This is a genomic window from Devosia sp. T2-14 (assembly GCF_055397495.1).
The window spans coordinates 3,327,328-3,352,793 of record NZ_AP027921.1 but is presented as its reverse complement, the minus strand read 5'-3'; the positions used below and the strand labels follow the sequence as shown (position 1 = coordinate 3,352,793).

23 protein-coding genes are annotated in these 25,466 nt (G+C 62.7%); 9 read left to right on the top strand and 14 right to left on the bottom strand.

Going from position 1 to position 25,466, the window contains the following annotated elements; translation table 11 throughout:
• Positions 1 to 134: 134 nt before the first annotated feature.
• The 9 genes from ACZ5WT_RS16465 to ACZ5WT_RS16425 all read right to left on the bottom strand — a co-directional run bounded on the left by ACZ5WT_RS16465 (position 135) and on the right by ACZ5WT_RS16425 (position 9,394).
• Positions 135 to 347 carry a cold-shock protein gene (locus ACZ5WT_RS16465; protein ID WP_056230464.1) on the bottom strand — a complete coding sequence of 71 codons (213 nt, stop codon included), beginning with the start codon at positions 345 to 347 and terminating at the stop codon, positions 135 to 137.
• Between the two features lie 612 nt (positions 348 to 959).
• Positions 960 to 1,673, bottom strand: coding sequence for a transcriptional repressor LexA (gene lexA / locus ACZ5WT_RS16460; RefSeq protein WP_464284851.1), 714 nt, complete (start codon positions 1,671 to 1,673; stop codon positions 960 to 962).
• A 113-nt stretch (positions 1,674 to 1,786) separates the two neighbouring features.
• Positions 1,787 to 2,989, bottom strand: a complete 1,203-nt coding sequence (locus ACZ5WT_RS16455; protein ID WP_464284850.1) for a molybdopterin molybdotransferase MoeA — start codon at positions 2,987 to 2,989, stop codon at positions 1,787 to 1,789.
• Entirely contained in the window at positions 2,986 to 3,462 is a 477-nt protein-coding gene (gene moaC, locus ACZ5WT_RS16450; protein ID WP_464284849.1) for a cyclic pyranopterin monophosphate synthase MoaC, read from the bottom strand. The genes ACZ5WT_RS16455 and moaC overlap by 4 nt, the downstream gene beginning before the upstream one ends.
• A complete protein-coding gene (gene trpC / locus ACZ5WT_RS16445) occupies positions 3,462 to 4,277 on the bottom strand; it encodes an indole-3-glycerol phosphate synthase TrpC (RefSeq protein WP_464287230.1) in 816 nt (271 codons plus the stop codon). The genes moaC and trpC overlap by 1 nt, the downstream gene beginning before the upstream one ends.
• Positions 4,274 to 5,293 (bottom strand): anthranilate phosphoribosyltransferase, encoded by a 1,020-nt coding sequence (gene trpD / locus ACZ5WT_RS16440; protein ID WP_464284848.1) that lies wholly within the window; start codon positions 5,291 to 5,293, stop codon positions 4,274 to 4,276. The genes trpC and trpD overlap by 4 nt, the downstream gene beginning before the upstream one ends.
• Positions 5,290 to 5,889, bottom strand: a complete 600-nt coding sequence (locus ACZ5WT_RS16435) for an anthranilate synthase component II (protein WP_464284847.1) — start codon at positions 5,887 to 5,889, stop codon at positions 5,290 to 5,292. The genes trpD and ACZ5WT_RS16435 overlap by 4 nt, the downstream gene beginning before the upstream one ends.
• A gap of 85 nt (positions 5,890 to 5,974) precedes the next feature.
• Entirely contained in the window at positions 5,975 to 7,483 is a 1,509-nt protein-coding gene (trpE, locus tag ACZ5WT_RS16430) for an anthranilate synthase component I (protein WP_464284846.1), read from the bottom strand.
• Positions 7,484 to 7,522: 39 nt separating this feature from the next.
• Positions 7,523 to 9,394 (bottom strand): peptidylprolyl isomerase, encoded by a 1,872-nt coding sequence (locus tag ACZ5WT_RS16425; protein WP_464284845.1) that lies wholly within the window; start codon positions 9,392 to 9,394, stop codon positions 7,523 to 7,525.
• Positions 9,395 to 9,518: 124 nt separating this feature from the next.
• Here ACZ5WT_RS16425 and tpiA point away from each other — a divergent pair, with 124 nt between their 5' ends.
• The 5 genes from tpiA to ACZ5WT_RS16400 all read left to right on the top strand — a co-directional run bounded on the left by tpiA (position 9,519) and on the right by ACZ5WT_RS16400 (position 14,334).
• Positions 9,519 to 10,274, top strand: a complete 756-nt coding sequence (gene tpiA / locus ACZ5WT_RS16420) for a triose-phosphate isomerase (RefSeq protein ID WP_464284844.1) — start codon at positions 9,519 to 9,521, stop codon at positions 10,272 to 10,274.
• A 110-nt stretch (positions 10,275 to 10,384) separates the two neighbouring features.
• Positions 10,385 to 10,861 carry a preprotein translocase subunit SecG gene (gene secG / locus ACZ5WT_RS16415; RefSeq protein ID WP_464284843.1) on the top strand — a complete coding sequence of 159 codons (477 nt, stop codon included), beginning with the start codon at positions 10,385 to 10,387 and terminating at the stop codon, positions 10,859 to 10,861.
• A gap of 110 nt (positions 10,862 to 10,971) precedes the next feature.
• Positions 10,972 to 12,600 carry a CTP synthase gene (locus tag ACZ5WT_RS16410; RefSeq protein ID WP_464284842.1) on the top strand — a complete coding sequence of 543 codons (1,629 nt, stop codon included), beginning with the start codon at positions 10,972 to 10,974 and terminating at the stop codon, positions 12,598 to 12,600.
• A 134-nt stretch (positions 12,601 to 12,734) separates the two neighbouring features.
• The gene (locus ACZ5WT_RS16405) at positions 12,735 to 12,911 is read left to right on the top strand and encodes a DUF4169 family protein (protein WP_464284841.1); all 177 of its coding nucleotides are present in this window, start codon (positions 12,735 to 12,737) and stop codon (positions 12,909 to 12,911) included.
• 133 nt (positions 12,912 to 13,044) lie between these two features.
• Entirely contained in the window at positions 13,045 to 14,334 is a 1,290-nt protein-coding gene (locus tag ACZ5WT_RS16400; protein ID WP_464284840.1) for an MFS transporter, read from the top strand.
• Positions 14,335 to 14,375: 41 nt separating this feature from the next.
• Here the strand turns inward: ACZ5WT_RS16400 and ACZ5WT_RS16395 are convergent, their stop codons facing one another.
• On the bottom strand, positions 14,376 to 14,807 hold the full coding sequence (locus ACZ5WT_RS16395; protein ID WP_464284839.1) for a VOC family protein: 432 nt from the start codon (positions 14,805 to 14,807) through the stop codon (positions 14,376 to 14,378).
• 177 nt (positions 14,808 to 14,984) lie between these two features.
• Between ACZ5WT_RS16395 and eno the strand changes: the two genes are divergently transcribed.
• Together eno and ACZ5WT_RS16385 are read left to right on the top strand one after the other, a co-directional pair.
• Positions 14,985 to 16,262, top strand: coding sequence for a phosphopyruvate hydratase (eno, locus tag ACZ5WT_RS16390; protein WP_464284838.1), 1,278 nt, complete (start codon positions 14,985 to 14,987; stop codon positions 16,260 to 16,262).
• Positions 16,263 to 16,279: 17 nt separating this feature from the next.
• The gene (locus ACZ5WT_RS16385; RefSeq protein ID WP_464284837.1) at positions 16,280 to 17,242 is read left to right on the top strand and encodes an NAD(P)-dependent alcohol dehydrogenase; all 963 of its coding nucleotides are present in this window, start codon (positions 16,280 to 16,282) and stop codon (positions 17,240 to 17,242) included.
• 61 nt (positions 17,243 to 17,303) lie between these two features.
• Here the strand turns inward: ACZ5WT_RS16385 and ACZ5WT_RS16380 are convergent, their stop codons facing one another.
• Together ACZ5WT_RS16380 and ACZ5WT_RS16375 are read right to left on the bottom strand one after the other, a co-directional pair.
• Positions 17,304 to 18,779: an AMP nucleosidase gene (locus tag ACZ5WT_RS16380; protein ID WP_464284836.1), complete on the bottom strand. Its 1,476-nt coding sequence runs from the start codon at positions 18,777 to 18,779 to the stop codon at positions 17,304 to 17,306.
• A 340-nt stretch (positions 18,780 to 19,119) separates the two neighbouring features.
• A complete protein-coding gene (locus tag ACZ5WT_RS16375) occupies positions 19,120 to 19,557 on the bottom strand; it encodes a DUF1801 domain-containing protein (RefSeq protein WP_464284835.1) in 438 nt (145 codons plus the stop codon).
• A gap of 91 nt (positions 19,558 to 19,648) precedes the next feature.
• Between ACZ5WT_RS16375 and folD the strand changes: the two genes are divergently transcribed.
• On the top strand, positions 19,649 to 20,551 hold the full coding sequence (gene folD / locus ACZ5WT_RS16370) for a bifunctional methylenetetrahydrofolate dehydrogenase/methenyltetrahydrofolate cyclohydrolase FolD (RefSeq protein WP_464284834.1): 903 nt from the start codon (positions 19,649 to 19,651) through the stop codon (positions 20,549 to 20,551).
• Entirely contained in the window at positions 20,548 to 21,093 is a 546-nt protein-coding gene (locus tag ACZ5WT_RS16365) for a DUF1643 domain-containing protein (RefSeq protein ID WP_464284833.1), read from the top strand. Before folD ends, ACZ5WT_RS16365 begins: the two co-directional genes overlap by 4 nt.
• A 141-nt stretch (positions 21,094 to 21,234) precedes the next feature.
• On the opposite strand, the gene ACZ5WT_RS16360 is transcribed toward ACZ5WT_RS16365, so the two are convergent.
• Positions 21,235 to 21,546 carry a hypothetical protein gene (locus ACZ5WT_RS16360; RefSeq protein ID WP_464284832.1) on the bottom strand — a complete coding sequence of 104 codons (312 nt, stop codon included), beginning with the start codon at positions 21,544 to 21,546 and terminating at the stop codon, positions 21,235 to 21,237.
• A 103-nt stretch (positions 21,547 to 21,649) separates the two neighbouring features.
• Positions 21,650 to 25,402 (bottom strand): methionine synthase, encoded by a 3,753-nt coding sequence (metH, locus tag ACZ5WT_RS16355; RefSeq protein ID WP_464284831.1) that lies wholly within the window; start codon positions 25,400 to 25,402, stop codon positions 21,650 to 21,652.
• Positions 25,403 to 25,466: the final 64 nt, after the last annotated feature.

Sequence of the window (25,466 nt, the reverse complement as noted above, 5' to 3'; positions counted from 1 at the left end):
TGTTTGTGCGGCGTCGCCGCTTCGCGGGAACAACGCGAGCGACACGCCAAAACAAAAAAAACCACCGCGCCAGAAGCACGGTGGTCTCTCGCGAGCAGCACCGAAGCGCGCTCGCTGCATACAGCCTGATGCTACTAGAGCAGGGTCAGGTTGGTTGCCGATTCCTTGCCGTCACGGCCGGTCTCGAGCTCGTAGGTCACCTTGTCGTTCTCGTAGAGGCCCTGGAGGCCCGAACGCTGAACGGCGGAGATGTGGACGAAGGCATCCTTGCCGCCGTTTTCGGGCGAGATGAAGCCGAAGCCCTTGGTGGTGTTGAAGAACTTAACGGTGCCGGTGATCAGGGCCATAGTAGTTTCCTTTTGCTCGTAGCATCAGCGAACGAGCCAGTTTCTCGGTGGCAACATGCCAATGAGAGGTAACGTTCGCATGATAGAGAAGGAAGCCAAGGTCCGGCGTACCGGCATCAGCAGCCGACTTAGGCTGAAAACGTATGCCGCTTTATTGCACGGAACGCCGTCGACCGCAAGGTCTCGCGCAGACCTGGGCAGGAGAACAAATTGCTGGCGCAAGTAAATTCGGCGATGTGATTGTTTCGCGCTGGTCTGCGGCGAGAACCCACGAAACGGTAGTGGACACAGTTGAAATCGCCGAAGCGACCCCAAACAACGCTGCCTGAAGGTTGAGCGCCGTAGACCACCGCCGGTGGACGGCCGCGAGTGCTTCAAGCGAACGCCTAATTCTGGCTGGATTGGCGATCGCAGTTTCGCGGTGGTGTCATTTCAGTGACCGAGCATGGCCTCTTGCCCAGCCAGAGCCACTCGACGGCCCGGGTAACTGATCAGCCATGCGGAGGAAACGCCAAAGCCTCGTTCCGTCCTAAAACGGTCGAGGCTTCACGGCATTACCAGCTGAAAGAGGTGGCGGACGAGCAGCAGCTCAACCGCGAGATCAAAAGCGGCTCAGTATTTGCGCAGCAGGCCGACGAGACGGCCCTGCACCTTGACGCGGTCGGGCGGGAAGATCCGGGTTTCGTAGGCCGGGTTTGCGGCTTCAAGTGCCACAGTATTACCCTTGCGGCGCAGGCGCTTAAGGGTGGCTTCTTCATCGTCTACAAGAGCAACGATAATCTCGCCGGTGCTGGCTGCGTCCTGCTTCTTGATGAGCACGGTGTCACCGTCAAAGATCCCGGCCTCGATCATCGAGTCGCCACGCACTTCGAGTGCATAGTGCTCGCCTGCACCCAGCATTTCGGGTGGAACCATGATGGTGTGGGAGTGGTTCTGAATGGCTTCAATGGGCGTACCGGCAGCGATGCGGCCCATGACCGGGATCGACACCGGCCGGGCATAATCTTCGGCGGCGGTGACGCGCGAGGGGGGCGTCGCGACCTTGCCCAGGTTCCCTTCGATGACCGATGGCTCGAACCGGGCGCGGCGGCCTCCGAGCGAGGGGTTCATGGAGTCGGGCAGCTTGACCACTTCAAGCGCGCGCGCCCTGTTGGGCAGGCGGCGGATGAAGCCGCGCTCTTCCAGCGCTGTGATCAACCGGTGGATGCCCGATTTCGACGCAAGATCGAGCGCGTCTTTCATTTCATCGAAGGACGGCGGAATCCCGCTTTCTTTCATCCTTTCATGGATGAACATCAGCAGCTCGTGTTGTTTGCGCGTGAGCATGGGCCCCTCGATGAGAGAATCGGAACATAGACAGAACGACTATACGTGTTCCAGTTATGTTCCGCAATATCCCACGAAAATGAAGTATTCGCGCTGCGACTTCGAGCTGGGCGTCAGAAGTCGTCGATCGGCATGGCCTCAACGATGGTGCCGGCGGGCTGGCCGGGATCGTTCTCAGGCTGGATGATTAGCATGTCGGCCGCGGCGAGCGAGGACGTGTGGCCGCTGTCGGTCTGGCTGATGGGCTCCAGCACCGGGCCCGTCGTCGTGTGAACGAGGCGGGCGCGCATGAAGTGGCGCCGCGCAGTATTCGGTGGCGTGGCAGACGCCAGGGGCAGGTGCCAGCGCGTCGGTTCGGCATAACCGAGCCACTTTCGCAGGGCCGGGCGGATGAACACCAGCGCCGTCACCATAGCCGAGACCGGGTTGCCGGGCAGTCCGAAGATCAGCGTCTTGCCGCGCATGCCGAACATCAGCGGTTTTCCGGGGCGCATGTTGATGCGCCAGAAGTCGAGGGTAACGCCCAGTTCGAGCAGGATTTCCTGCACGATATCGTGGTCCCCGACGCTGGCGCCGCCTGTGGTGACCAGAATGTCGGGTTCGCCGGCGAAGATCTCGACGAGCTTGCTTCGTAGCGCCGAGCGGTCGTCGCGGGCGATGCCATGGTCAGAAACCGTTTCGGCGTAGGGCGCCAGCAGGGGCGCCAGCCCAAAGCTGTTGGAGGCCACGATCTGGTCGGGACCAAGCTCGGCGCCGGGCAGAACTAGCTCATCGCCAGTCGCCAGCAGGGCGATGCGTGGACGTTTCGCGACGCTCAGTTCACCCATATTGGCCGCTGCGGCGACGGCGAGGTGCATGGGGCCGAGGCGTGCGCCGGGTGCCACCAGAGGCTGACCGGTGGCAAAGTCGTTGCCGCGCGGACGCACACTGTGGCCGCGGCGGGCAGGGACGGTGAAGCGGACCATGGAGCCGTTCACGACGGCCTCTTCCTGCATGATGACGGTGTCTGCGCCCTCGGGCACCGGCGCGCCGGTGAAGATACGCACGGCCTCGCCCGGGCCCACAGTCCCCGCAAAGCCCGCTCCGGCCTGCGAGGTGCCGATAACAGACAGGTTGTGGCCGTCCACGATATCGGCGGCGCGGAGGGCGTAGCCGTCCATGGCGCTTGCGTTGAACGGGGGCTGGTCGTGCGTGGCAATGATCGGGGCGAACAGCACCCGGCCGGCTGCCTCCTGCAGCGGCACGGTTTCGCCCTGCGGCGCGGGCACGCGTTTGAGGATGGCGGCAATGGCGTCGTCGACAGGAAGCAGGCTCATGTCCGGGTGAAATCGCCTGATTTGCCGCCGGATTTCTCCAGCACGCAGATGTCGGTCACGGTCATGGCCCGGTCGATCGCCTTGGCCATATCAAAGAGCGTCAGCGCCGATGTGGATGCCGCCAGCAGCGCTTCCATTTCAACGCCGGTCTGGCCAGTGGTCTCGGCCGTGGCGTGGATGAGGATGGCATTTTCGCCATCCTGCGCAATCTCGACGCTCACCTTGGTCAGCGGAATTGGGTGGCAGAGCGGAATAAGATCCGAGGTCTTCTTGGCGGCCATGATGCCGGCAACCCGCGCCACGGCAAGCGCGTCGCCTTTTTTGAGGCCGCCGGCCATGATGGTGGCGACGGTCTCGGGGAGGGCGACGATGCGGGCCTGGGCCACGGCGCGGCGGCGCGTTACCGCCTTGTCGCCAATATCGACGATATGGGCCTCGCCCCTGGAATTGAGGTGCGTAAGGCCCCCGGTCATCAGAGTGCCGCCTGCGGCGCACCCATCAGCAGCGCGCGGGTTGCCGCCACCACGTCATGCTGGCGCATCAGGCTTTCGCCGACGAGGAATGTGCCAATGCCGGACTCGCGATCAAGCTTCAGGACGTCATCATGGGTCGAGATGCCGCTTTCGCTGACCAGAAGCGTGCCCTTGGGAACGCCGGCAGCCAGGTTGACCGAGGTCTGCAGCGTCGTTTCGAACGTGCGCAGGTTGCGATTGTTGATGCCGATGAACTTGGCGTCGAGCCCGAGCGCACGATCAAGCTCGAGCTGGTCGTGCACTTCCACTAGGGCGTCCATGCCCCATTCGTGGGCGGCATCGAGCAGATAACGCGCCGCGTCGTCATCGACGGCTGCCAGGATGATCAGGATGCAGTCGGCGCCCCAGGCGCGGGCCTCGGCGACCTGATAGGTTTCGAACAGGAAGTCCTTGCGCAGCACCGGCAACTGAGTGGCGGCGCGTGCCTCGATCAAATAGCTCGGCGAGCCCTGAAAGCTCGGGCGGTCGGTCAGCACGGAGAGGCAGGCAGCGCCGGCGGTTTCGTAGCTGCGGGCGATTTCGGCCGGGTTGAAGTCCGGGCGGATCAGCCCCTTGGAGGGGCTGGCCTTTTTGACTTCGGCGATCAGGGCATAGTGCCCTTGCGTGCGCTTGGCCTCGATCGCCCTAATGAAACCGCGCGGCGCGGGCTGGTCATGGGCCTCAGCCACCACCTCGGCCCACGGGCGCATGGCCTTTGCGGCGGCGATTTCCTCGCGCTTGTAGGATTCGATCTGCTTGAGGATATCGGTCATTATTCTCGTCCGTTCGATACCGCCACGAGGCGGGCGAGTGTTGCTTTGGATTTGCCGCTGTCGATGAGGCCGGCGGCCATGGCGATGCCGTCCTCGATTGTGGCAACCTTGTCGGCGACAAGCAGGGCGGCGCCCGCATTGAGCACCACGGTGTCGCGATAGGCGCTGGGCTCACCGTCGAGCAGCGCGTGGATGGCGGCGGCGTTTTCTGCCGGCTCTCCGCCGAGCAGGTCCTTAGGATCGGTCAAGCGCAGGCCGACCTGTTCGGGATGCAGTTCGAAGCTGCGCAGGTCACCGCCAGCGATCTGCGCCACGAAATTGGGACCGGACGTCGAAAGCTCGTCCAGGCCCTCGCTCGAATGCACCACCCACGCCTTGATGGCGCGGTTGGCGAGCAGTGCTGCTGCGACCGGTTCCACCCATTGTGGGGAATAGACCCCAAGCAGATAGCGGCGAACGCCCGCAGGATTTGATTGCGGTCCAAGCAGGTTGAACAGGGTGCGCACACCGAGTTCGGCGCGTGCCGGGCCCACATGGCGCATGGCCGGGTGATGGCTGGGCGCAAACATGAAGCCGATGCCGGCCAGCGAAATGGTGCGGGCGATTTCCTGCGGGGTCAGGTCGAGCTTGACGCCCAGCGCTTCGAGAGCCTGCGACGAGCCGGACTTGGACGACAGGGCCTTGTTGCCATGCTTGGCCACCGGCACGCCACCCGAGGCAACGACCAGAGCGGTTGCCGTGGAGATATTAAGGCTGCCGACGCCATCACCACCGGTACCGACGATATCGACGGCGTTTTCAGGCGCTTCAACGGTAATCATCTGCTCGCGCATGATCGACACGGCGGCGGCGATTTCGCCAACGCTCTCGCCTTTGACGCGCATCCCCATCAGGAAGGCGCCGATCTGGCTGGCAGTAGCCTCGCCGGACATGATGATGCGCATGACGCTGCGCATTTCCTCACCGGTGAGGTCCTTGCCGTCGGCGATCTTGTGGAGGGCTTGCTTGATATCCATCACGCGGCTCGCTTCTGGTTGAAGTCGCGGGCCAGGTTGAGGAAGTTCTGCAGCAGCGCATGGCCGTTTTCCGAGGCGATGCTCTCGGGATGGAACTGCACGCCGTGGATCGGCAGCGACACGTGCTGCATGCCCATGATCAGGCCATCATCGGTGGTTGCCGTCACTTCGAGCGCGTCGGGAAGGTTTTCCTGCCGCACAATCAGCGAGTGATAGCGCGTCGCCTCAAAGTCGTTGTTGAGGCCGCGGAACACACCCTTGCCGGTATGGTGGATCTTGCTGGTCTTGCCATGCACCAGATGCGGTGCGCGGATCACTTCGCCGCCCAAGGCCTGTCCGATGGCCTGATGGCCGAGGCACACGCCAAGGATCGGGATTTCGCCTTTGAAGCGCTCGATCAGCGCGAGGCAGATGCCGGCCTCGTTAGGCGTGCAGGGGCCCGGCGACAGCACGATGGCTTCGGGCGCCATGGCGGCGATTTCATCGAGCGTGATCTTGTCATTGCGGCGCACGGTGATGTCCGCGCCAAGTTCGCCCAGGAAGTGGACGAGGTTGTAGGTGAAGCTGTCGTAGTTATCGATGACGAGGGTGCGGGTCATTTTCTGTTTCCAACGCGCAAAGTAGGACTAGTGGTTCGGTTTCAGAACCAGCCCCGCCATCGATGTTGAAACAATACCTGCGCCATCATTGCCCGATCCTCGCCTCGCCAGCATAGCGTAGCGCTTCCTCGGCCGCGCTGAAAAGGGCGCGAGCCTTGTTTTCGCATTCCATCTGCTCGAGTTCGGGTTGGCTGTCTGCGACGATGCCGGCACCGGACTGCACGTAAAGCTTGCCGTCCTTCAGGATGGCGGTGCGCAGCACGATGCAGGTATCCATCGTGCCGTCGGCCCCGAAGTAGCCGACGCAGCCGCCATAGATGCCGCGACGCGACTTCTCCAGTTCGTCGATGATTTCCATCGCCCGCACCTTTGGCGCGCCCGAGACTGTGCCCGCAGGGAAACCGGCCGACAGCGCGTCGACGAAATCATGGATGGGATCCAGCTCGCCCACCACATTCGAGACGATGTGCATGACGTGCGAATAGTATTCGAGGAAGAACTTGTCGGTCACCTTGACCGTGCCGGTCTTGGCGACGCGGCCGACGTCGTTGCGGCCCAGGTCGAGCAGCATCAGGTGTTCTGCGAGTTCCTTCGGGTCAGCCAGCAGTTCGGCGGCCAGTTCCTGGTCCCGGGTCGGGGTAGAGCCACGCTTGCGAGTGCCCGCGATGGGGCGGATGGTGACTTCGCCATCCTGCACGCGCACCAGGATTTCCGGGCTCGATCCGGCAACGGCGAAGTCGCCGAAATCGAGGAAATACATGTAGGGGCTGGGATTGGTCCGGCGCAGCGCGCGGTAGAGCGCGGTCGGCGGCAGATCGAAGTCGGCTTCAAAGCGCTGGCTCAGCACGACCTGGAAAATGTCCCCGGCCGTGATGTATTCCTGGGCCTTGGCGACCATCGCGAAATACTCGTCGCGGCTGGTGTTGCTCTTGACCGAGATAGCTTCGAGATCGGGCAGGGCGGGCGTCGCCGGCATCGCCCGGCCAAGGCGGCCGATGGCGTCATCGATGCGGGCTTCTGCGGCTTCATAGGCCTGCTTGGCCGAAACGCCGTCGCGAACATAGACCGGCGCCGTCAGGTAGAGCTCATCCTTGAGCGTATCGAAGATCGCCAGAAGCGACGGGCGGATCAGCGTCGCCTCGGGCAGCTTTAGGTCGTCCGGATTGCTGTCGGGCAGCACTTCCATATAGCGGACCATCTCGTAGCCGAGAAAGCCATAGATGCCGGCCGACTGTGGCGGCAGGCCTTCGGGAACCTCGATCTGGCTGTCAGCAACCAGCTTTCGCAGGGCATCGAGCGGCAGGTCAGGGAGGGGCTCGAAGGCGGAGTCGCTGACGTGGGCCGAGCGGTTGATCGAAGCGGTCCCCGCCTCGACCTTCAGAATCACGTCGGGTTGGCTGCCGATGATCGAATAGCGGCCACGCGTCGTGCCATCCTGGACGGACTCCAGCAGGAAGGTGTTCTTCCGGTCCTCGGCCAGCTTGAGGTAGGTGCCGATCGGCGTCTCGAGGTCCGCAACGATGCGACGCCAGACAATCTGCGACTTTCCAGCATCATATTGATCTTGGAAGCGCTGATAGAAGCCGTCGGCCATCGTTGAGTGTCCAGTTCTTGGGGGTGGGCCGGCCTGTGGTTACAGGCCGGTATTGAGTTCGAGCGTTTGCTGAAGAGCCTGCTGGTTGATCCGCAGGCCTGCATCGTCGCGCACGGCGGTTACGAAGTCGCCATAGAGGCCGATACGGGCCTCATTCTCAAGGCTGTCATTGGCCTGGGCTTCGAGCGGGCCTTCGGCAGGGGTAACGTCAACCACCTGGAAGACCACGAATTCGCCCGACTGGCTGACAGCCGAACCGCTGTGGGTGTCGCCGCCGGCAAACACTGCCGAAGCGACTGCGGCGTCGATGCTGCCGTCTTCAGCGCCAAACCGGGTGAAGGGCGCGCTGATCTGCGGGAAGACATTGTAGGAGGCCGCGACGTCAGCCACTGCTTCGCCGTCCTTCAGGCGCTTCACGGCGACTGCCTGTGCAGCGAGAATTGCGTTGTTGGTGCGCTCGGCGGTCAGGGCTTCGGCAACGGCATCGCGGACTTCGTCCAGCTTCTGGTCGCGAGCGGGCTCGATAGCCTTGAGGTCAAACCACAGGTTGCCATTGCCAGCGAGCTGGATGGCCGGCGTCAGTCCGCCTTCGGTCGCCTTGAAGATGGCCTGGGTCACGCGCGGGCGGTCATCGTTCGACAGGTTGGGGATAACCGACAGCTCGGCGCCAGTCGAAGTGACGTCGGCTTCGTAGAGGTCGAGCTTGAAACGATCGGCGATCTCGGTCAGCGGGCGGAAAGCCGCGCGCAGTTCTTCGATCTGGTCCTGGATATCGGCCAGTTCGTTGCGCGCCTGGCCCAGCTTCAGGGTTTCGGCGATCTGGTCGCGAACATCGGCCAGAGGCGGCACGCCACCGGCTTCGATGGCGGAAACGTGCACGGCACGCTTGCCGGCAACACCGTCGATGATGGCAAAGCCGTCTGCCGGCAGGCCAAAGGCCGTCGTGGCAAGCGTGCTGTCATTGATGTCGGCCTGGGCCAGGGTGCCAAGCTGCGTCGGGGTGAGGCCAGCTTCGGCGACCAGCGCGTCAAACGTGGCGCCGGCGACACGACCTGCTTCGAAGGCGGTGACCTGGTCGGCGTTCAGCACCACCTGCTGGATGGTGCGGCGCTCGGCCCGGGTCATGCTTTCCTTGGTGCGCTCATATTCGGCGGCAATGGCTGCATCGTCGACGGTCTTGGTAGCTGCCAGGTCGGCAGCCGACAGGCGGAGCATCTGCACCTTGCGGGTTTCCACGGTGCGGAACTCGGACTGGTGCTCGGTCAGATAGGCGGCCAGCTCGGCTTCCGTCGGTGCGGCAGGCGTTTCGATATTGGTTTCGCTCAGCACGAAGTAGTCGATCGTGCGCTGATCGGCGACATAGCGGTTGATCAGGTGCGAGGCGGTCTCTGGCAACTTGGTGTCACCAAACAGGCTCAGGATCAGCTGCTGGCGGCGCGATGCGTCGGCCTGACCTTCGAAATATTCGGCTTCGGTCATGCCGCTCATCTGCAGCACTTGGCTGAAGCTTGCGGGATTGAAGGTGCCGACGGCGTTCTGGAACGACGGATCTTCGCGCAGCATCTCGGCGAGCTTCTGCTCCGAAACGCCCAGGCCAAAGTCGGTCGCCATCTTGTCGAGTGCAGCGTCCTGCGCCAGGTTCTGCAGCACCATGGTCGGGATGCCCAGATTGATGGCCTGCTCGGCGGTCGGCATCGAACCGATCTGCTGGGCGACCTGATTCAGCTGGTTCTGATAGGCCCGCACGAACTGGCGGGCATTGATTTCCTCATTGCCCACGCGCGCTACGGTATTGCTACCCAAATCGGTTATGACGTTATTGATGCCGAAACCTGCAACGCCGACCAGGAGGAAGGCGCCCATGACCTTGCCGGGCCAGGATTTTGCAAAAACACGCAAACTATCGAGCATCTGAGACGTTCCATTGGGTAACACCAGGCTTTACCGCAGCAGCAGGTGGGCACTAGTAATCCATTTTGACAGTCGGGGTTAGGGCAAAGCCAGCCCCGGTGCAAGAGGCATGCAGGAGCAAAGAGTGACAACGACATTATCGCCGCTGATCGCAGGGAACTGGAAAATGAACGGCCTGCGGGCCTCGCTGGATGAACTGGCGGCCCTGGCTGGCATGCTCACAGCAGGCGAAGCTCCACGCGCCGTTGTCGTCATCTGCCCGCCCGCAACCATCCTTGCAGCCGTTGCGCGCCAAGGGGCTAGCAGCGGTATTCTCGCCGGTGGGCAGGATTGCCACGCCGCTGCCTCGGGTGCCCATACCGGCGATATCTCTGCGCCCATGCTCGCCGATGCCGGCGCCCAATTCGTGATCGTGGGCCATTCGGAACGTCGCGCTTCCTATGGCGAGACTGACGCAATTGTGCGCGCCAAGGCCGAAGCCGCCATCGGGGCAGGGCTCACGCCGATCATCTGCGTCGGCGAAATCGAATCCGAGCGTGACGCAGGTAAAGCCGAGTCGGTTGTGGCTACCCAGCTCGCGGAGTCGATTCCCGAAGCCGCCGGCCAGCATGAGATTGTCGTGGCCTATGAGCCCGTCTGGGCCATCGGCACCGGCCGCACGCCGAGCAATGACGATATTGCCCAGATGCACAATTCCATCCGCGCCCAGTTGGTCGAGCGTTTCGGCGATACCGGCGCTGCCGTGCGTATTCTCTATGGTGGTTCGCTGAAGCCGCAGAATGCCCGCGAAATTCTGGCCATTGAAAACGTCAATGGGGGCCTTGTTGGCGGCGCTAGCCTCTTGGCAAAAGACTTCGCGACCATTATCTCGGCGGTATAGCGGCGTGATACGCCCGAGGTTGGTCGGAAAATCCGCCCGGCCTCTGGCCTTTGCGCTTTTAGGCGTGTATGACGCGCCCATCTTTTGACAGACCAATAGACTGAGACACAATGGCAAACGTCCTGATTGTGGCCTATTTGCTGATCGTTCTGGCGCTGATCGCAGTTATCCTGCTGCAGCGTTCTGAGGGCGGCGCACTGGGCATTGGCGGTGGTGGCGGCGGTGGTTTCATGACCGCACGCGGTTCGGCCAACCTGCTGACCCGTACCACGGCGATTCTGGCGACCCTGTTTTTTGCCACGGCAATTGGTCTGACCGTTCTTTCGGAACTCGATCGCGGCACCTCGGGCATTCTCGAGCGCGCCAGCTCGACCACTGAAGGCGAAGCGCCCACGAGCGTTCTTGATGCTCTCAATGCGCTGCAGCCCTCGGCTCCTGCATCCGATCTTCCGGTTCCGGTCACCGATGCTGCCCCGGCAGCTGGTACCGCGGCACCCGCAGCTAACGCTGCTACGCCCGACGCCACAACCGACCTGCCGGTCCCCGGTGCCCCTACTGAGGCACCGGCCGCTCCGGCGACCAACTGACCGCCGTAAGGCGAACCAAAGAGGGGGATGGAAACATCCCCTTCTTCTTTTTGTGTAGAGCTGCATGCGCGCTCTACGAATCGACGTTGATGTGATTAAGGTGAGCGCCCATGGCTCGGTACGTATTCATCACCGGAGGCGTGGTCTCCTCATTGGGTAAAGGTCTTGCATCGGCGGCGCTCGGCGCTGTTCTGCAAGCGCGCGGCTACAAGGTCCGCCTGAGGAAACTCGACCCCTATCTCAACATTGATCCGGGCACGATGTCGCCCACCCAGCACGGCGAAGTGTTCGTGACCGATGACGGCGCGGAGACCGACCTGGATCTGGGGCACTATGAGCGCTTCACGGGCCGTGCAGCGAACAAGCGCGACAACATCACGACCGGCCGCATCTATTCCGACATTCTGGCGCGCGAGCGCCGTGGCGAATATCTTGGTGCCACCGTGCAGGTCATTCCGCACGTCACCGACGCCATCAAGAATTTCGTTCTCGAAGGCAATGAAGACTTCGACTTCGTGCTCGTCGAAATCGGCGGCACGGTCGGCGACATCGAAGGCCTGCCGTATTTCGAGGCAATCCGTCAGCTGGGCAACGATCTGCCGCGCAATCACGCATGCTACCTGCACCTGACGCTGATGCCCTATATCCCCTCGGCCGGTGAGCTCAAGACCAAGCCGACCCAGCATTCCGTCAAGGAGTTGCGCTCCATCGGCATCGCGCCCGACGTTCTGCTGGTGCGCTGTGACCGCCCGATCCCCGATGGGGAAAAGAAGAAGCTCTCCCTGTTCTGCAACGTGCGCGAAAGCGCCGTCATCCAGGGTCTGGACGTCGCCTCCATCTATGATGTGCCTCTGGCCTATCATAACGAAGGACTCGACCGCGAAGTGCTTGCTGCCTTTGGCATCACCGATGCGCCGGCCCCCAAGCTCGAAGCCTGGAAGGAAGTTTCGGCTCGCTTCCATAACCCCGAAGGCGAAGTGAACATCGCCATCGTGGGCAAGTATACCGGCCTCAAGGACGCCTATAAGTCCCTGTCGGAAGCCCTGATCCACGGCGGCATCGCCAACAAGGTCAAGGTCAACCTGCAGTGGATCGATTCCGAGGTTTTCGAGCGCGACGATCCGGCGCCGTATCTCGAGCACGTTCATGGCATTATCGTTCCCGGCGGGTTCGGCGAGCGTGGCGCGCAGGGCAAGATCGAAGCTGCCCGCTTTGCCCGTACCAAGGATGTGCCGTATTTCGGCATCTGCTTCGGTATGCAGATGGCCTGCGTCGAAGCTGCGCGCAACACGGCCGGCATCAAGAATGCCTCGTCGACCGAGTTCGGTCCGACCAAGGAGCCGGTCGTCGGCGTCATGACCGAATGGGTCAAGGGCAACGAGACCGAGAAGCGCGGTGCTGAAGGCGATCTTGGCGGCACGATGCGCCTTGGCGCCTATCCTGCCCAGCTCACCCGCGGTTCGCGCGTTGCCGACATCTATGGCTCCACCCGGATTTCCGAGCGCCATCGTCACCGCTATGAAGTGAACATGGAATACCGCAAGCTGCTCGAAAAGAACGGCCTGCTGTTCTCCGGCGTTTCGCCCGATGGCAAGCTGCCCGAGATCGTTGAGCGCACCGACCATCCGTGGTTCATCGGCGTGCAGTTCCATCCGGAACTGAAGTCCAAGCCGTTCGAGCCGCATCCCCTGTTCGCCAGCTTCATCGCTGCAGCGATGGATCAGAGCCGCCTGGTCTGATGCAATTCGCGACGAAGCGCCTCGCGCTTCGTCGCCACTTCTGCGATCCCGGCGCAGTATCCGGGGACCCAACTCGGTCTGTCGCCTGACGCCGCCACGCGCTATACTGGCCACTCCGCAGAGAGTTCGCGTCCATGGCCGAGATCATCAACCTCAAGAACGTCCGCAAGCAGAAAGCCCGCGCCGAGAAGGAGGTGCAGGCTCAGCAGAATCGTGTGCTGTTCGGCCGGACCAAGGCGGAGAAGCTCAAGCAGTCTGCGGAGAAGGCCTTGGCTGAAAAAGCCATCGACGGCCACAAACGTGAAGACTAGCAAACGCGTTAGGGGTTGTGGTGAACCGTACTCTGCAGTACGCCAAATTCCATATCGTTGACCGACGGCGCGAAATTCTAGGGGTGGAGGCGCGTCACGGTTACGGCCCTGTGACCTACACCCCGGACTTCCAATGACCACCGCTACAGACTCGCCTCCGGTGCCTGCCGCTGGCAATTCTGCCCGCCGCATTCTTGCTGCGAGCATGATCGGCACCACGATCGAGTTTTTCGATTTCTACATTTATGCAACGGCAGCGGTTATCGTGTTCCCGCAGCTGTTCTTCCCGGCGGGCGACGAGGCTTCGGCCCTCCTGCAATCGCTGGCGACCTTCGCCATTGCCTTCTTTGCTCGTCCCATCGGCGCGGCCTTCTTCGGTCACTTCGGCGATAAGATCGGCCGCAAGGCCACGCTGGTTGCCGCTTTGCTCACCATGGGTATTTCCACCGTGATGATCGGCGTGCTGCCGACCTATGCGCAGATCGGCGTTGTTGCGCCGTTGCTGCTGGCGCTGTGCCGGCTGGGGCAGGGCCTGGGTCTGGGCGGTGAATGGGGCGGCGCCGTGCTGCTCGCCACCGAAAATGCCCCGGAGGGCAAGCGCGCCTGGTACGGCATGTTCCCGCAGCTCGGTGCTCCGGTCGGGTTCTTCTTCGCCACCACGATCTTCCTCGTGCTCGCGCATTTCATGGGCGAAGAGGCCTTCATGGCCTGGGGATGGCGCGTTCCGTTCCTTGCCAGCGCCGCGCTGGTGATTTTCGGCCTGTTCATTCGTCTCAAGATCACCGAGACGCCTGAATTCTCCAAGGCCATCGAAAAGTCCGAGCGGGTTGAAGTGCCGTTCCTCGATGTCTTCAAGCACCACAAGCTTAGCTTGCTGCTCGGCACCATGGCGGCACTGGCGACCTTTGTGCTGTTCTACATCATGACGGTGTTCTCGCTCAGCTGGGGCACCAGCGGCCTCGGCTATTCGCGCGAGGAATTCCTCATCCTGCAGATGGTCGGCGTTGTGTTCTTCGGCCTGTTTATCCCGCTTTCGGCGGTCCTGGCTGACCGTTTCGGCATGCGGCAGGTGATGGTCGGCGTTTCGATCGGCATCGCGATTTTCGGCCTGCTGCTCGGGCCGCTGTTCGGCTCGGGCAGTGTCTGGGGCGTGCTGGGCTTCCTGTGCATCGGCTTTGCACTGATGGGCATGACCTATGGCCCGCTGGGCACCGCACTGGCTGCGCCGTTCCCCACGGCCGTGCGCTACACCGGCGCGTCGCTGACCTTCAACCTTGGTGGCATCTTCGGCGCATCGCTCGCGCCCTATATCGCAACCTGGCTGGCCAGCACCTACGGCCTTCACACGGTCGGCTACTACATGATCGTCGCGGCCGTGGTCACCCTGCTGGCCTTCGGCCTCATCCGCCAGTCGTCCGACTGATCCCGAGATCAAAGGGCCGCGCACACTGCGCGGCCCTTTTTCTACCAGTTCACCGCGCAGACCGATCCGCGTGGCCCGAACTGCAGGCTGTCCGAGGTGTATTCGAATATCTCGAGCTTCACCCCATTGGGGTCAGCGGTCCAGGCTTGCCAGGTGCCGTCGACGCCGAGCTTTTTGTCGGTGATGGCAACACCCTGCGCGCGGACATGGGCGATCAGTTCATCAAGCACCTCGGTTTCAAGGCAGATGTGGTTGATCTGATTGGTCTCGGCAAAGCTTGAATCGGCTTTTCGGAACACTTCCACAAAGGTCCGGGCCCCGAAATCGAGGTAATATCCGATCCGTTCATCGCCGCGCTTGAAGTCGAAGGCGGTCGGGATGCCAAGCACCTCGCGATAGAAGGTCTCGGTCGCGTCGAGGTCGTGTGCGAATATGCAGGTATGGGCGACCTGCTTGATGAATTGCCGCGTCATGGTTCCTCCCAGAAAATCAGCGCCAACTGACGATATCGCGTCGGGCCGGCAATGGCGAACTGCCTGCTGCCGCGGGCGCACAGGTTCTTTTTTTGTGCAGCCCTCTTTTACTTGTCACAAGGCGCGTCTAGGAGTGGCTCAAGTTACGACAGAACCCAGTTGAGAAGGGCTTATTCGATGTCTTCAATCATCCACGTCACCGGTCGCCAGATTTATGACAGCCGCGGCAATCCCACGGTCGAGGTCGATGTGGTGCTGGACGACGGCAGCTTTGGCCGCGCTGCGGTTCCCTCGGGCGCGTCGACTGGCGCGCACGAGGCTGTTGAGCTGCGCGATGGCGGCCAGAAGTATTCCGGCAAGGGCGTGACTCAGGCCGTCGAGAACGTCAACACCGCCATCTTCGACGAAATTCAGGGCATGGATGCGCTCGACCAGCTCGGCGTCGATCAGGCCATGATCGACCTCGATGGCACTCCGAACAAGTCGCGCCTCGGCGCCAACGCCATCCTCGGCGTGTCGCTCGCTGTGGCCAAGGCCGCTGCCGAGTCGAGCGAACTGCCGTTCTACCGCTATATCGGCGGCCCAAACGCCCATGTCCTGCCCGTGCCGATGATGAACATCATCAATGGCGGCGAGCATGCCGACAACCCGATCGACATGCAGGAATTCATGATCCTGCCCGCTGGCGCCGAGAACCTGGCTGATGCCGTTCGCATCGGCTCGGAAATCTTCCACACCCTCAAGAAGGGTCTGTCGGCAGAAGGCTACAACACTTCGGTGGGTGACGAAGGCGGCTTTGCGCCGAACCTGAAGTCGGCTGACGAAGCGCTTGGCTTCATCATGCGTTCGATCGAAAAGGCCGGCTACAAGCCCGGCGAAGACATCTTCCTCGGCCTCGATTGTGCTGCCACCGAATACTACAAGGGCGGCAAGTACGAGATGGTTGGCGAAGGCAAGTCGCTCTCGTCCGAAGAAAACGTGCGCTTCCTGGCCGACCTGGCCGCCCGCTACCCCATCATCACCATCGAAGACGGCATGGGCGAAGACGACTGGGAAGGCTGGAAGGCCCTGACCGACGCCATCGGCGACAAGGTTCAGCTGGTCGGCGACGATCTGTTCGTCACCAACACTCAGCGTCTCGTTTCGGGCATCAAGATGGGCGTCGCCAACTCGATCCTCGTCAAGGTCAACCAGATCGGTTCCCTCTCCGAGACGCTGAACGCCGTCGATACCGCCCACCGCGCTGGCTACACCTCGGTGATGTCGCACCGCTCGGGTGAAACCGAAGACTCCACCATTGCCGACCTCGCCGTTGCGCTGAACTGCGGTCAGATCAAGACCGGCTCGCTGAGCCGCTCGGATCGCCTGGCCAAGTACAACCAGCTCATTCGCATCGAGGAGCAGCTGGGCTCGTCGGCCAAGTATGCCGGCTATTCTGTGGTCAAGGGTCGCTAGGACCGGGAGAAACTACGATGCGGGCTCTTGTTTATGACAAATACGGCCCGCCAGAAACGCTGCGGCTGGAGCAGGTGCCCCAGCCGCGTCCCGCTCCCGGTGAGGTTCTGGTGCGCGTTCACGCCACCTCCCTGAACTCCTGGGACTGGGACCTGATGATTGGCAATGTCATGGGCCGGATAACCGCGCCCTTCGGGCCGCCTCACAAAACCCTTGGTGCTGATATCTCCGGAACCGTCGAAGCCGTTGGCGACGGCGTGACCGAGTTCGCGCCGGGCGATGCCGTGTTCGGCGATCTGTCCGAAGGCCATTGGGGCGGGCTCGCCGAATACACCACTGCCAAGGCCAGCGCCCTGGCGCGCATGCCCCAGGGGCTGAATTGGCTTGATGCTGCTGCCCTACCACAGGCGGGCTGTCTCGCCCTCCAGGCCTTCCGCAAGCGCCCCCAGCTCGGTCCGGGCGAGCGCGTCCTGATCAATGGAGCAGGGGGCGGCGTCGGCACTTTTGCCGTCCAGCTCGCCAAGGCCGTCGGGGCCCATGTCACCGCCGTGGATCGCGCCGAAAAGCGCGACGCGCTTCTGGCCCTGGGCGCCGATGATTTCATCGACTACCGCCGCACCGATTTCACCGTTGGTCCCGCCCGCTACGATCTCATCGTGGATGTTGTCGCCAACCGCCTGGTGGGTGCATTCGCGCGAACCCTCAACGATGGCGGCAATCTGGTCGTTATTGGCGGCACCGTCGGCAGCCTGCTCCAGGTTGCGGCCCTTGGTCCCTTGGTTGGACGCAAACGGGGCCTGCGCCTCGAAGTGCTGGTCTATCGCGCATCGGCCCAAGACAGCGCCGAACTCGCCGCAAGGTGCCTCGCTGGCGAATTCCGCCCCATCATCGACGGTCCCTATCCGCTCGAGCAAGGCCCCACCGCCCTCCGCCGCCTCGGCGATGGCCTCGTTATCGGCAAAGCCGTCGTTACGCTGTAAGCGCAGTGGCGTTCCATTATGCGGGCCACCCACAGGGTGACCCGCGAGTTGGAAGAATCCCTTACTGGAACGCCGTCTCCGCAAAACTGCGCAGCTTGCGCGAATGCAGCCGCTCGGCAGGCTGATCCCGCAAAATCTCCATCGCCCGCAGGCCAATCTGCAAGTGCCGGTTCACCTGCGTGCGATAGAAGTCCGATGCCATGCCGGGGAGCTTCAGCTCGCCGTGCAGCGGCTTGTCGGACACGCAAAGCAGCGTCCCATAGGGAACGCGGAAGCGGAAGCCGTTGGCGGCAATCGTCGCGCTTTCCATATCCAGTGCCACAGCACGCGACTGGCTGAGTTGCCGTACGATTTCGGTCTGGTCGCGGAGTTCCCAGTTGCGGTTGTCGAAGGTCGCAACCGTGCCGGTGCGCATGATCTTCTTGGTTTCGACGCCCTCGGTCTGGGTGATTTCCTCCACCGCCTGTTCCAGCGCCACCTGCACTTCGGCGAGTGCCGGCACGGGGACGGTCAGCGGCAGGTCGGCATCCAGCACGTGATCCTCGCGCACATAGGCGTGGGCCAGCACATAGTCGCCAAGTTCCTGCGAATTGCGCAGGCCAGCGCAGTGGCCGAGCATGATCCAGGCATGCGGACGCAGCACGGCGATATGGTCGGTGATCGTCTTGGCGTTGGCCGGGCCGACGCCGATGTTGACCATGGTGATGCCACGGCCGTTAGGAGCCGTCAGGTGATAGGCCGGCATTTGCGGCGCACGCACCGGGGCCGTTCCGGCCACCGTGCCGCCTCGCAGGGCATTGTCGGTCACCACGTTTCCCGGCTCGATGAAGCTGGTGTAGTGCCCGTGGCCCTCGCGCATATACTCCTTGGCGACACGGCAAAACTCGTCGATGTAGAACGCGTAGTTGGTGAAAATCACGAAGTTCTGGAAGTGCGTCGCGTCGGTGCCGGTGTAGTGGCTGAGCCGGAACAGCGAATAGTCGACGCGTGGTGCCGTGAAGGCTGAAAGCGGGTAGGGTCCGCCCTTGGGCGGCACGAAGGTGCCGTTGGCGATTTCGTCGTCGGTATTGGCGAGGTCCGGCGCGTCGAACACGTCGCGCAGCGGAATGCCCAGCTTGTTCAGCGCCTCGCCGTCGATGCGGTCGCTGGGGTTCACGGCAAAATGCAGCGGAATGGGGGTGTCGGATTCGCCGACGTCGATTGTGCCGCCGTGATTGTGCAAGATAACCTTGAACTGCTCCTGGAAGTATCCCTTGAACAGGTCCGGCGCCGTCACCGTGGTGCGGTAGATGCCTGGCGTATGCAGATAGCCATAGGGCAGGGTGCTCTCATGTCGCGAATAGCTTGTGGAGCGCACTTCGACCTGCGGATAGCAGGCACGCACGCGGCCACTCGGCACGATGCCATTGGCTAGCGCCGCCAGATGCTCGCGGATGAAACCGCAATTGCGGTGATAGATTTCCGCGATATGGGCCCACGCGGCCTCCGGGTCGGTGAAGGACTGCTTTTCAAGTCGTGGCGGGCTGATCGTGGTCATGTTTCTCTTTCATTGCGCAGGCTCCGGATTGAGCTTGCCGACTGGCGGAATCGCGCAGCGATCTGAACGCTGCACTAGCATCATCAAATGACAGCTTCCCGATGTGTCAGCAACACTGGCACGGGACTGCCTTCAGTTTCACATCGTAGTGATGAGTACTTTTCTTGCCGCATTTAGACACCATCTTGAGCGTCAGTTCACTGGCACGGCAAGCGACCCATGCAATCCGGTGAGCGAGGAGTGTTGCGTCGGCCGCTTGTCCCCCAAGCCCTCAACAGCGCGGCAGATAGGCATTCCACGGGCTGCGATGGTAGAGATACCGTTGCAGCCCCTTTTGTTTTCAGCCCTGCTCCGGATAGGCCTCCCGCAGCGTCTTGACCGATAGCGCCGCGAGTTCCCGCAGCACGTTCAGGTCGATATCGCTGAGCCGCTTCACATAAAGGCACGCCTTGCCCATGCGGTGCCTGCCCAGCCGCGCCAGCAGGGCATCGCGCTGCTCGATATGGTCGGGCAGGTAAGTTCCCATCAGGTAGATGCTGAACTCGGCCTTGCGCGGGGCGAATCCCGTCAGAAAGGCGTCGCCTTGGTGGCCCGAGTCATATTTGTAGTGGTAGCGCCCAAAGCCGATCATGGTGCCCCACAACACGGGCGGCTCGCCGCTCACCTCCTGCATCATTTCGATCAGCGTTTGGCTGTCCGCGCGTTTGATGGGATCGGGCACCTGGGCCAGGAACTCGGCGATGTCGCCGGTGCCGGCCTTGGTCTTCTGCTCGTACATGTCTGTTCCGCTGCTTTATTCTCGCCAAAAGCGTAGACGAAAGGGGCGGTGTTTTCTATTGCTGGCCCGCGTGTTCCATATGGAGGTTGCCATGACTGCCAGCATCATCGACGGCAAGAGCTATGCCGAGGGCCTGCGCGGCCGCATCGCCGAACATGTGGAGCGCCTGAAGAAGGATCACGCCATCACACCGGGTCTGGCGGTGGTCATCGTCGGCCATGATCCTGCGAGCCAGGTCTATGTGTCGAGCAAGGCCAAGCAGACTGCTGAGGTCGGCATGGCTTCGTTCAAATACGAATTGCCGGAAGATGCCAGCGAAGCCGAGCTTCTGGAGCTCATCAAGCGCCTGAACGAAGACAGCGAAGTGCATGGCATTCTTGTGCAATTGCCGGTTCCTGACCACATCGACAGCGTCAAGGTGATCCAGGCGATTTCGCCCGCGAAGGACGTCGACTGCTTCACTCCCGCCAATGTCGGCAAGGTGCAGATCGGGCTGCCCGGCCCGGTGTCCTGCACGCCGCTCGGCTGCCTGATGCTGCTGCGCGATCAGCTGGGCTCGCTCGCCGGGCTCAACGCCGTGATCATCGGCCGCTCCAATCTGGTCGGCAAGCCGATGATGCAGCTGCTGCTGCGCGAGAATTGCACCGTTACCGTTGCCCATTCCAAGACCAAGGATCTGGCCTCCGTCGTGCGGGGCGCCGATATCGTGGTTGCCGCCGTCGGCCGTCCCGAAATGATCAAGGGTGATTGGATCAAACCGGGCGCCACGGTGATCGATGTTGGCATCAACCGCATTCCCGCGCCCGAAAAAGGCGAAGGCAAGACGCGGCTGGTTGGCGATGTGGCCTTTGCCGAAGCCAAGGAAGTCGCTGGTGCCATCACGCCCGTCCCGGGCGGTGTCGGGCCGATGACCATTGCTTGCCTGCTGGCCAATACCATCACCACCGCCTCGCTGATCCATGGCCTCGTGCCGCCGAGTGACCTGACGGCATGAGTGTTGCCGCGCACGATCCGGGCGGCAAAGTGCGTCTGGCGCTGATGCCGGGCGTCAATGGCGACGCCCGTTTCAGCGACTGCGGCCGCTACCGGCAGCTGATGCGGCGCTGGGTGGGCGATGGCTTCCCCCAGCGCTACGTGCTGTTCATCGGCATGAATCCCAGCACGGCCGACGCCACGGCCAACGACCCCACTTGCGCCCGTGAGTGGACCTTTGCCAATCGCGAGGGCTATTCGGGCATGGTGAAGGCCAATGTCGGCGACTACCGCGCCACGGATCCCAAGATGCTGCTGGTCCCCGGCGTCGTAGCCGTGTCCGAGCAGAACCTGCCCACCATCCGCGCCGCCGCCGCCGCTGCCTCACTGGTCATCATGTGCCACGGCAAGCTCAACAAGGCGCTCGCTCCGGCGGGCAAGGCGCTGGTCGAGGCGCTGACGGCCGATGACATACCGCTCTGGTGCTTCGGCACCAACGCCGACGGCTCCCCCAAACACCCGCTCTACCTGCGCTCCGATACACCACTGGTGCGGTTCGCTTAGGCTCCAATCCCGCAAAATACGCTGCGCTGCCCTCGGACTAAATCCGAGGGCCATAGGCCGCTTCCGCCGAGGCGTAATAGGCCCTCGGATCAAGTCCGAGGGCAGCATTGTGGGTGTTGATCAGTGTGGGCGACGAGGCGTCTACCCCACCAACACAAAAGTCCGCGCCACGGTGTGGTCGCGCAGCGCCTGCGCCGGCAATCGACCCTGAAGCGCAGCAATCACTTCGCCGGTATCCGGCAACGCACGGGCATCCACCACCACGCGCTTGAACGGCGGCCGCAGGCCCTGTTTTGCCCCTTCGAGCAGATCAAACAGCAGCGCCCGCACGTCCATCCGCGTCGAACAGGCGACGCAGTGCGTGCCATCGGCATGGCCATGCCCGGTATTGGCGGGCAGGCGGAGCAGGGCGGTATCACTATCCAGCGCCAGAAGCTGACCTGGGTCGGTCACGAGGGTCACCGGTATTTGTTCAAGGCGAGACATTTGGGGCTACCCCCTCCTAGCCTCCCCCTGAGGGGGAGGAACAGATCGAGTTTGGGCGAGGCTGGAACCCTTATTCCGCCGCCACGATGGCGGGGCCCGGAATGTAGTTCAGGATCGGCCCGAGCCAGCGCTCGACTTCGGCCACCGGCATACCCTTGCGCTGGGCATAGTCGGCCACCTGGTCGCGCTCCACCTTTGCCACGCCGAAATAATACGACTCCGGATGGCTGAAATAGAGCCCCGAAACCGACGAGCCCGGCCACATGGCGTAGCTTTCCGTCAGCGTCACGCCGGCATTCTTTTCGGCGTCCAGCAGGCGGAACAGCGTGGTCTTTTCGGTGTGGTCCGGCTGGGCGGGATAGCCGGGCGCCGGGCGGATGCCGCGATAGGGTTCGCCGGCCAGCTCGTCGGGCGCAAAGGTCTCTTCGGCGCCGTAGCCCCAATATTCCTTGCGCACCCGCTCGTGCATCGCTTCGGCAAAAGCCTCGGCGAAGCGGTCGGCCAGGGCCTTCACAAGAATAGACGAATAGTCGTCATTGGCGCGCTCGAAGCGGTCGGCAATAGCCACTTCCTCGATGCCCGCCGTCACGACGAAGCCGCCGATATAGTCCGGCGTGCCCTCGGGCGCCACGAAGTCGGCCAGCGCCATGTGGGGCTTGCCATCCCGCTTGCTGAGCTGCTGGCGCAGCGTGAACAGGGTTGCCAGTTCGTCGGCGCGGCCTTCGTTCTCATAGAGGCGGATGTCGTCCCCCACGGCGTTGGCTGGCCAGAAGCCGACAACGGCGCGCGGCTGGAACCACTTTTCCTCGATGATCTGCTTGAGCATGCGCTGGGCATCGTCAAACAGCTGCCGCGCAGCTTCGCCCTGCCGCTCATCCTGCAGAATGGCGGGGTAGCGGCCCTTGAGCTCCCAGGTCTGGAAGAACGGCGTCCAGTCGATATATTTCGCCAGCGTTTCGAGGTCGAAGTCATCGATCACCCGCGTGCCGAGGAAGGCCGGCTTGGGCGGCGCATAGCCGGACCAGTCGGGTTTGAAGGCGTTTTCGCGAGCCCTGGCGATCGGCACGCGCTGCTTTTCGCTCTCGGCGCGTTCATGCGCGGCAGCGGCCTTGGCATATTCCTTGCGGATATCTTCGATGAAGCTGACCTTGCTGTCCTGCGACAGCAGGCTGCCCACCACGCCCACCGCGCGGCTGGCGTCGTTAACGTGCACGGCCTGGCCCGCATGGTAGCGCGGGTGGATTTTCACCGCAGTGTGGACGCGGCTGGTGGTGGCGCCACCGATCAGCAGCGGAATGTCGAACCCTTCGCGCTCCATTTCGGCCGCCACATGAACCATCTCGTCAAGCGACGGGGTGATCAGGCCAGACAGGCCGATAATGTCGACATTCTGCTCCCTGGCGGTCTGCAGGATCTTGGCAGCAGGCACCATCACGCCGAGATCGATGATCTCGTAATTGTTGCAGCTCAGCACGACGCCCACGATGTTCTTGCCGATATCGTGCACGTCGCCCTTCACCGTTGCCATCAGCACCTTGCCGGCGCTCTGGCGGCCGGTAGCGTCGCCATCGGCATTCTTTTCGGCTTCCATATAGGGCAGCAGCAGCGCCACCGCCTGCTTCATCACGCGGGCCGATTTCACCACCTGTGGCAGGAACATCTTGCCCGAGCCGAACAGGTCGCCAACGATGCCCATCCCGGCCATTAGCGGACCTTCGATCACGTGCAGCGGGCGCGGCAGCTTCTGGCGCGCTTCCTCGGTGTCGGCGTCGATATATTCGGTGATGCCGTTGACCAGAGCGTGGGCGATGCGCTCCTCGACGGTGCCTTCGCGCCAGCTCAGGTCCTTGGCCGCGGCTTCCTTGCCCGCCGTGCCGCGATAGCGCTCGGCCAGTTCGAGCAGCCGGTCGGTAGCGTCGGGGCGACGGTTGAGGATCACGTCCTCACACGCATCGCGCAGTTCGGGCTCGATTGAGTCATACACGGCCAGCTGGCCGGCATTGACGATGCCCATGTCCATGCCCTGCTGGATGGCATAGTACAGGAACACGGCATGCATCGCCTCGCGCACCGGCTCGTTGCCGCGGAACGAGAAGCTGAGGTTTGAGATACCGCCCGAAATATGCACGTGGGGCAGGGTCTTGATGATGTCCCGCGTCGCTTCGATGAAATCGACGCCATAGTTGTTGTGCTCCTCGATGCCGGTGGCAACCGCGAACACGTTGGGATCGAAGATGATGTCTTCGGGCGGGAAACCGACCTTCTCGGTCAGCAGCTTGTAGGCGCGGGTGCAGATTTCCACCTTGCGCTCGCGGGTGTCTGCCTGGCCGGTCTCGTCGAACGCCATCACCACGACGGCGGCGCCATAGGCGCGCACCAGACGAGCGTGATGCAGGAAGGCCTCTTCACCTTCCTTCATCGAGATCGAATTGACCAGCGCCTTGCCCTGCACGCATTTCAGGCCCGCCTCGATCACGTCCCACTTGGACGAGTCGATCATCAGCGGCACCTTGGCGATGTCGGGTTCGGCGGCCAGCAGGTTGAGGAAGTCGATCATCACCTGCTTGGAGTCGATCAGGCCCTCGTCCATGTTGATGTCGATGACCTGGGCGCCATTGGCGACCTGATCACGCGCCACATCAAGCGCGGCGGTATAGTCGCCGGCCGTGATCAGCTTGCGGAAGCGGGCCGAGCCGGTAACGTTGGTGCGCTCGCCGATGTTGACGAAGGGAATGTCCTTGGTCAGCGTGAACGGCTCGAGGCCGGAAAGGCGCAGCAACCGCGGCACTTCGGGAATGGCGCGCGGCTTGTGCTTGGCAACGGCCTGGGCGATGGCCCGGATATGGTCCGGCGTCGAACCGCAGCAACCGCCCACGATGTTGACATAGCCCGAGGCAGCGAAGTCCTCGATCTGCTCGGCCATGAATTCGGGCGTTTCGTCATACTGGCCAAACGCGTTGGGCAGGCCGGCATTGGGATAGGCGCAAATCAGCGTGTCGGCGTGGTCCGACAGCTCGCCAAGATTCGCGCGCATGGCATTGGCGCCCAGCGCACAGTTGAGTCCGATGGTCAGCGGATTGGCGTGACGCACCGAATACCAGAAGGCGGTGGGCGTCTGCCCGGACAGGGTGCGCCCGGACAGGTCGGTAATGGTGCCCGAAATCATGATCGGCACGTCGATGCCACGCTCGTCGAACAGCTGGCGGGCGGCGAACAGGCCGGCCTTGGTGTTGAGCGTGTCGGTGATGGTCTCGAACAGCAGCAGGTCAGCACCAGCGTCGATCAGGCCGCGAATGGCTTCGCTATAGGCGTCGCGCAGCTGGTCGAACGTGATCGAGCGGAAACCCGGGCTGGTGACGTCGGTCGACATGGACGAGGTCTTGGTGGTCGGCCCGATGGCGCCGGCAACAAAGCGGCGGCGGCCGTCTTCGGCCTCGGCACGCTTGGCGGCCCGCCGGGCAACCAGCACGCCCTGGTAGTTGATGTCGTAGACAGCTTCCTCGCAGGCATAGTCCGCCTGCGCCACCGAAGTGGCCGAGAAGGTGTTGGTTTCGACGATATCGGCCCCAGCCATGAAGTACTGGTAGTGAATATCCTCGATCATCTGGGGTTCGGTGATGACCAGAAGGTCGTTGTTGCCCTTGAGCGGCAGCTTCCAGTCCCGGAAGCGTTCGCCCCGGAAGTTTTCTTCGGTGAGGGAGAGGCGCTGGATCATGGTGCCCATTGCGCCGTCCAGAATCAGGATGCGGTCACGCGCAGCCTTGGTCATCGCCGTGCGGACCTCGTTCCAGTCGGGAATGTGGGCGTCTTCATGCTGGCTCATCGCCATCACCTCAGTTCATCGATATGCGTCAGTGACATAAAGATATCTTTATATCCGCACTTAC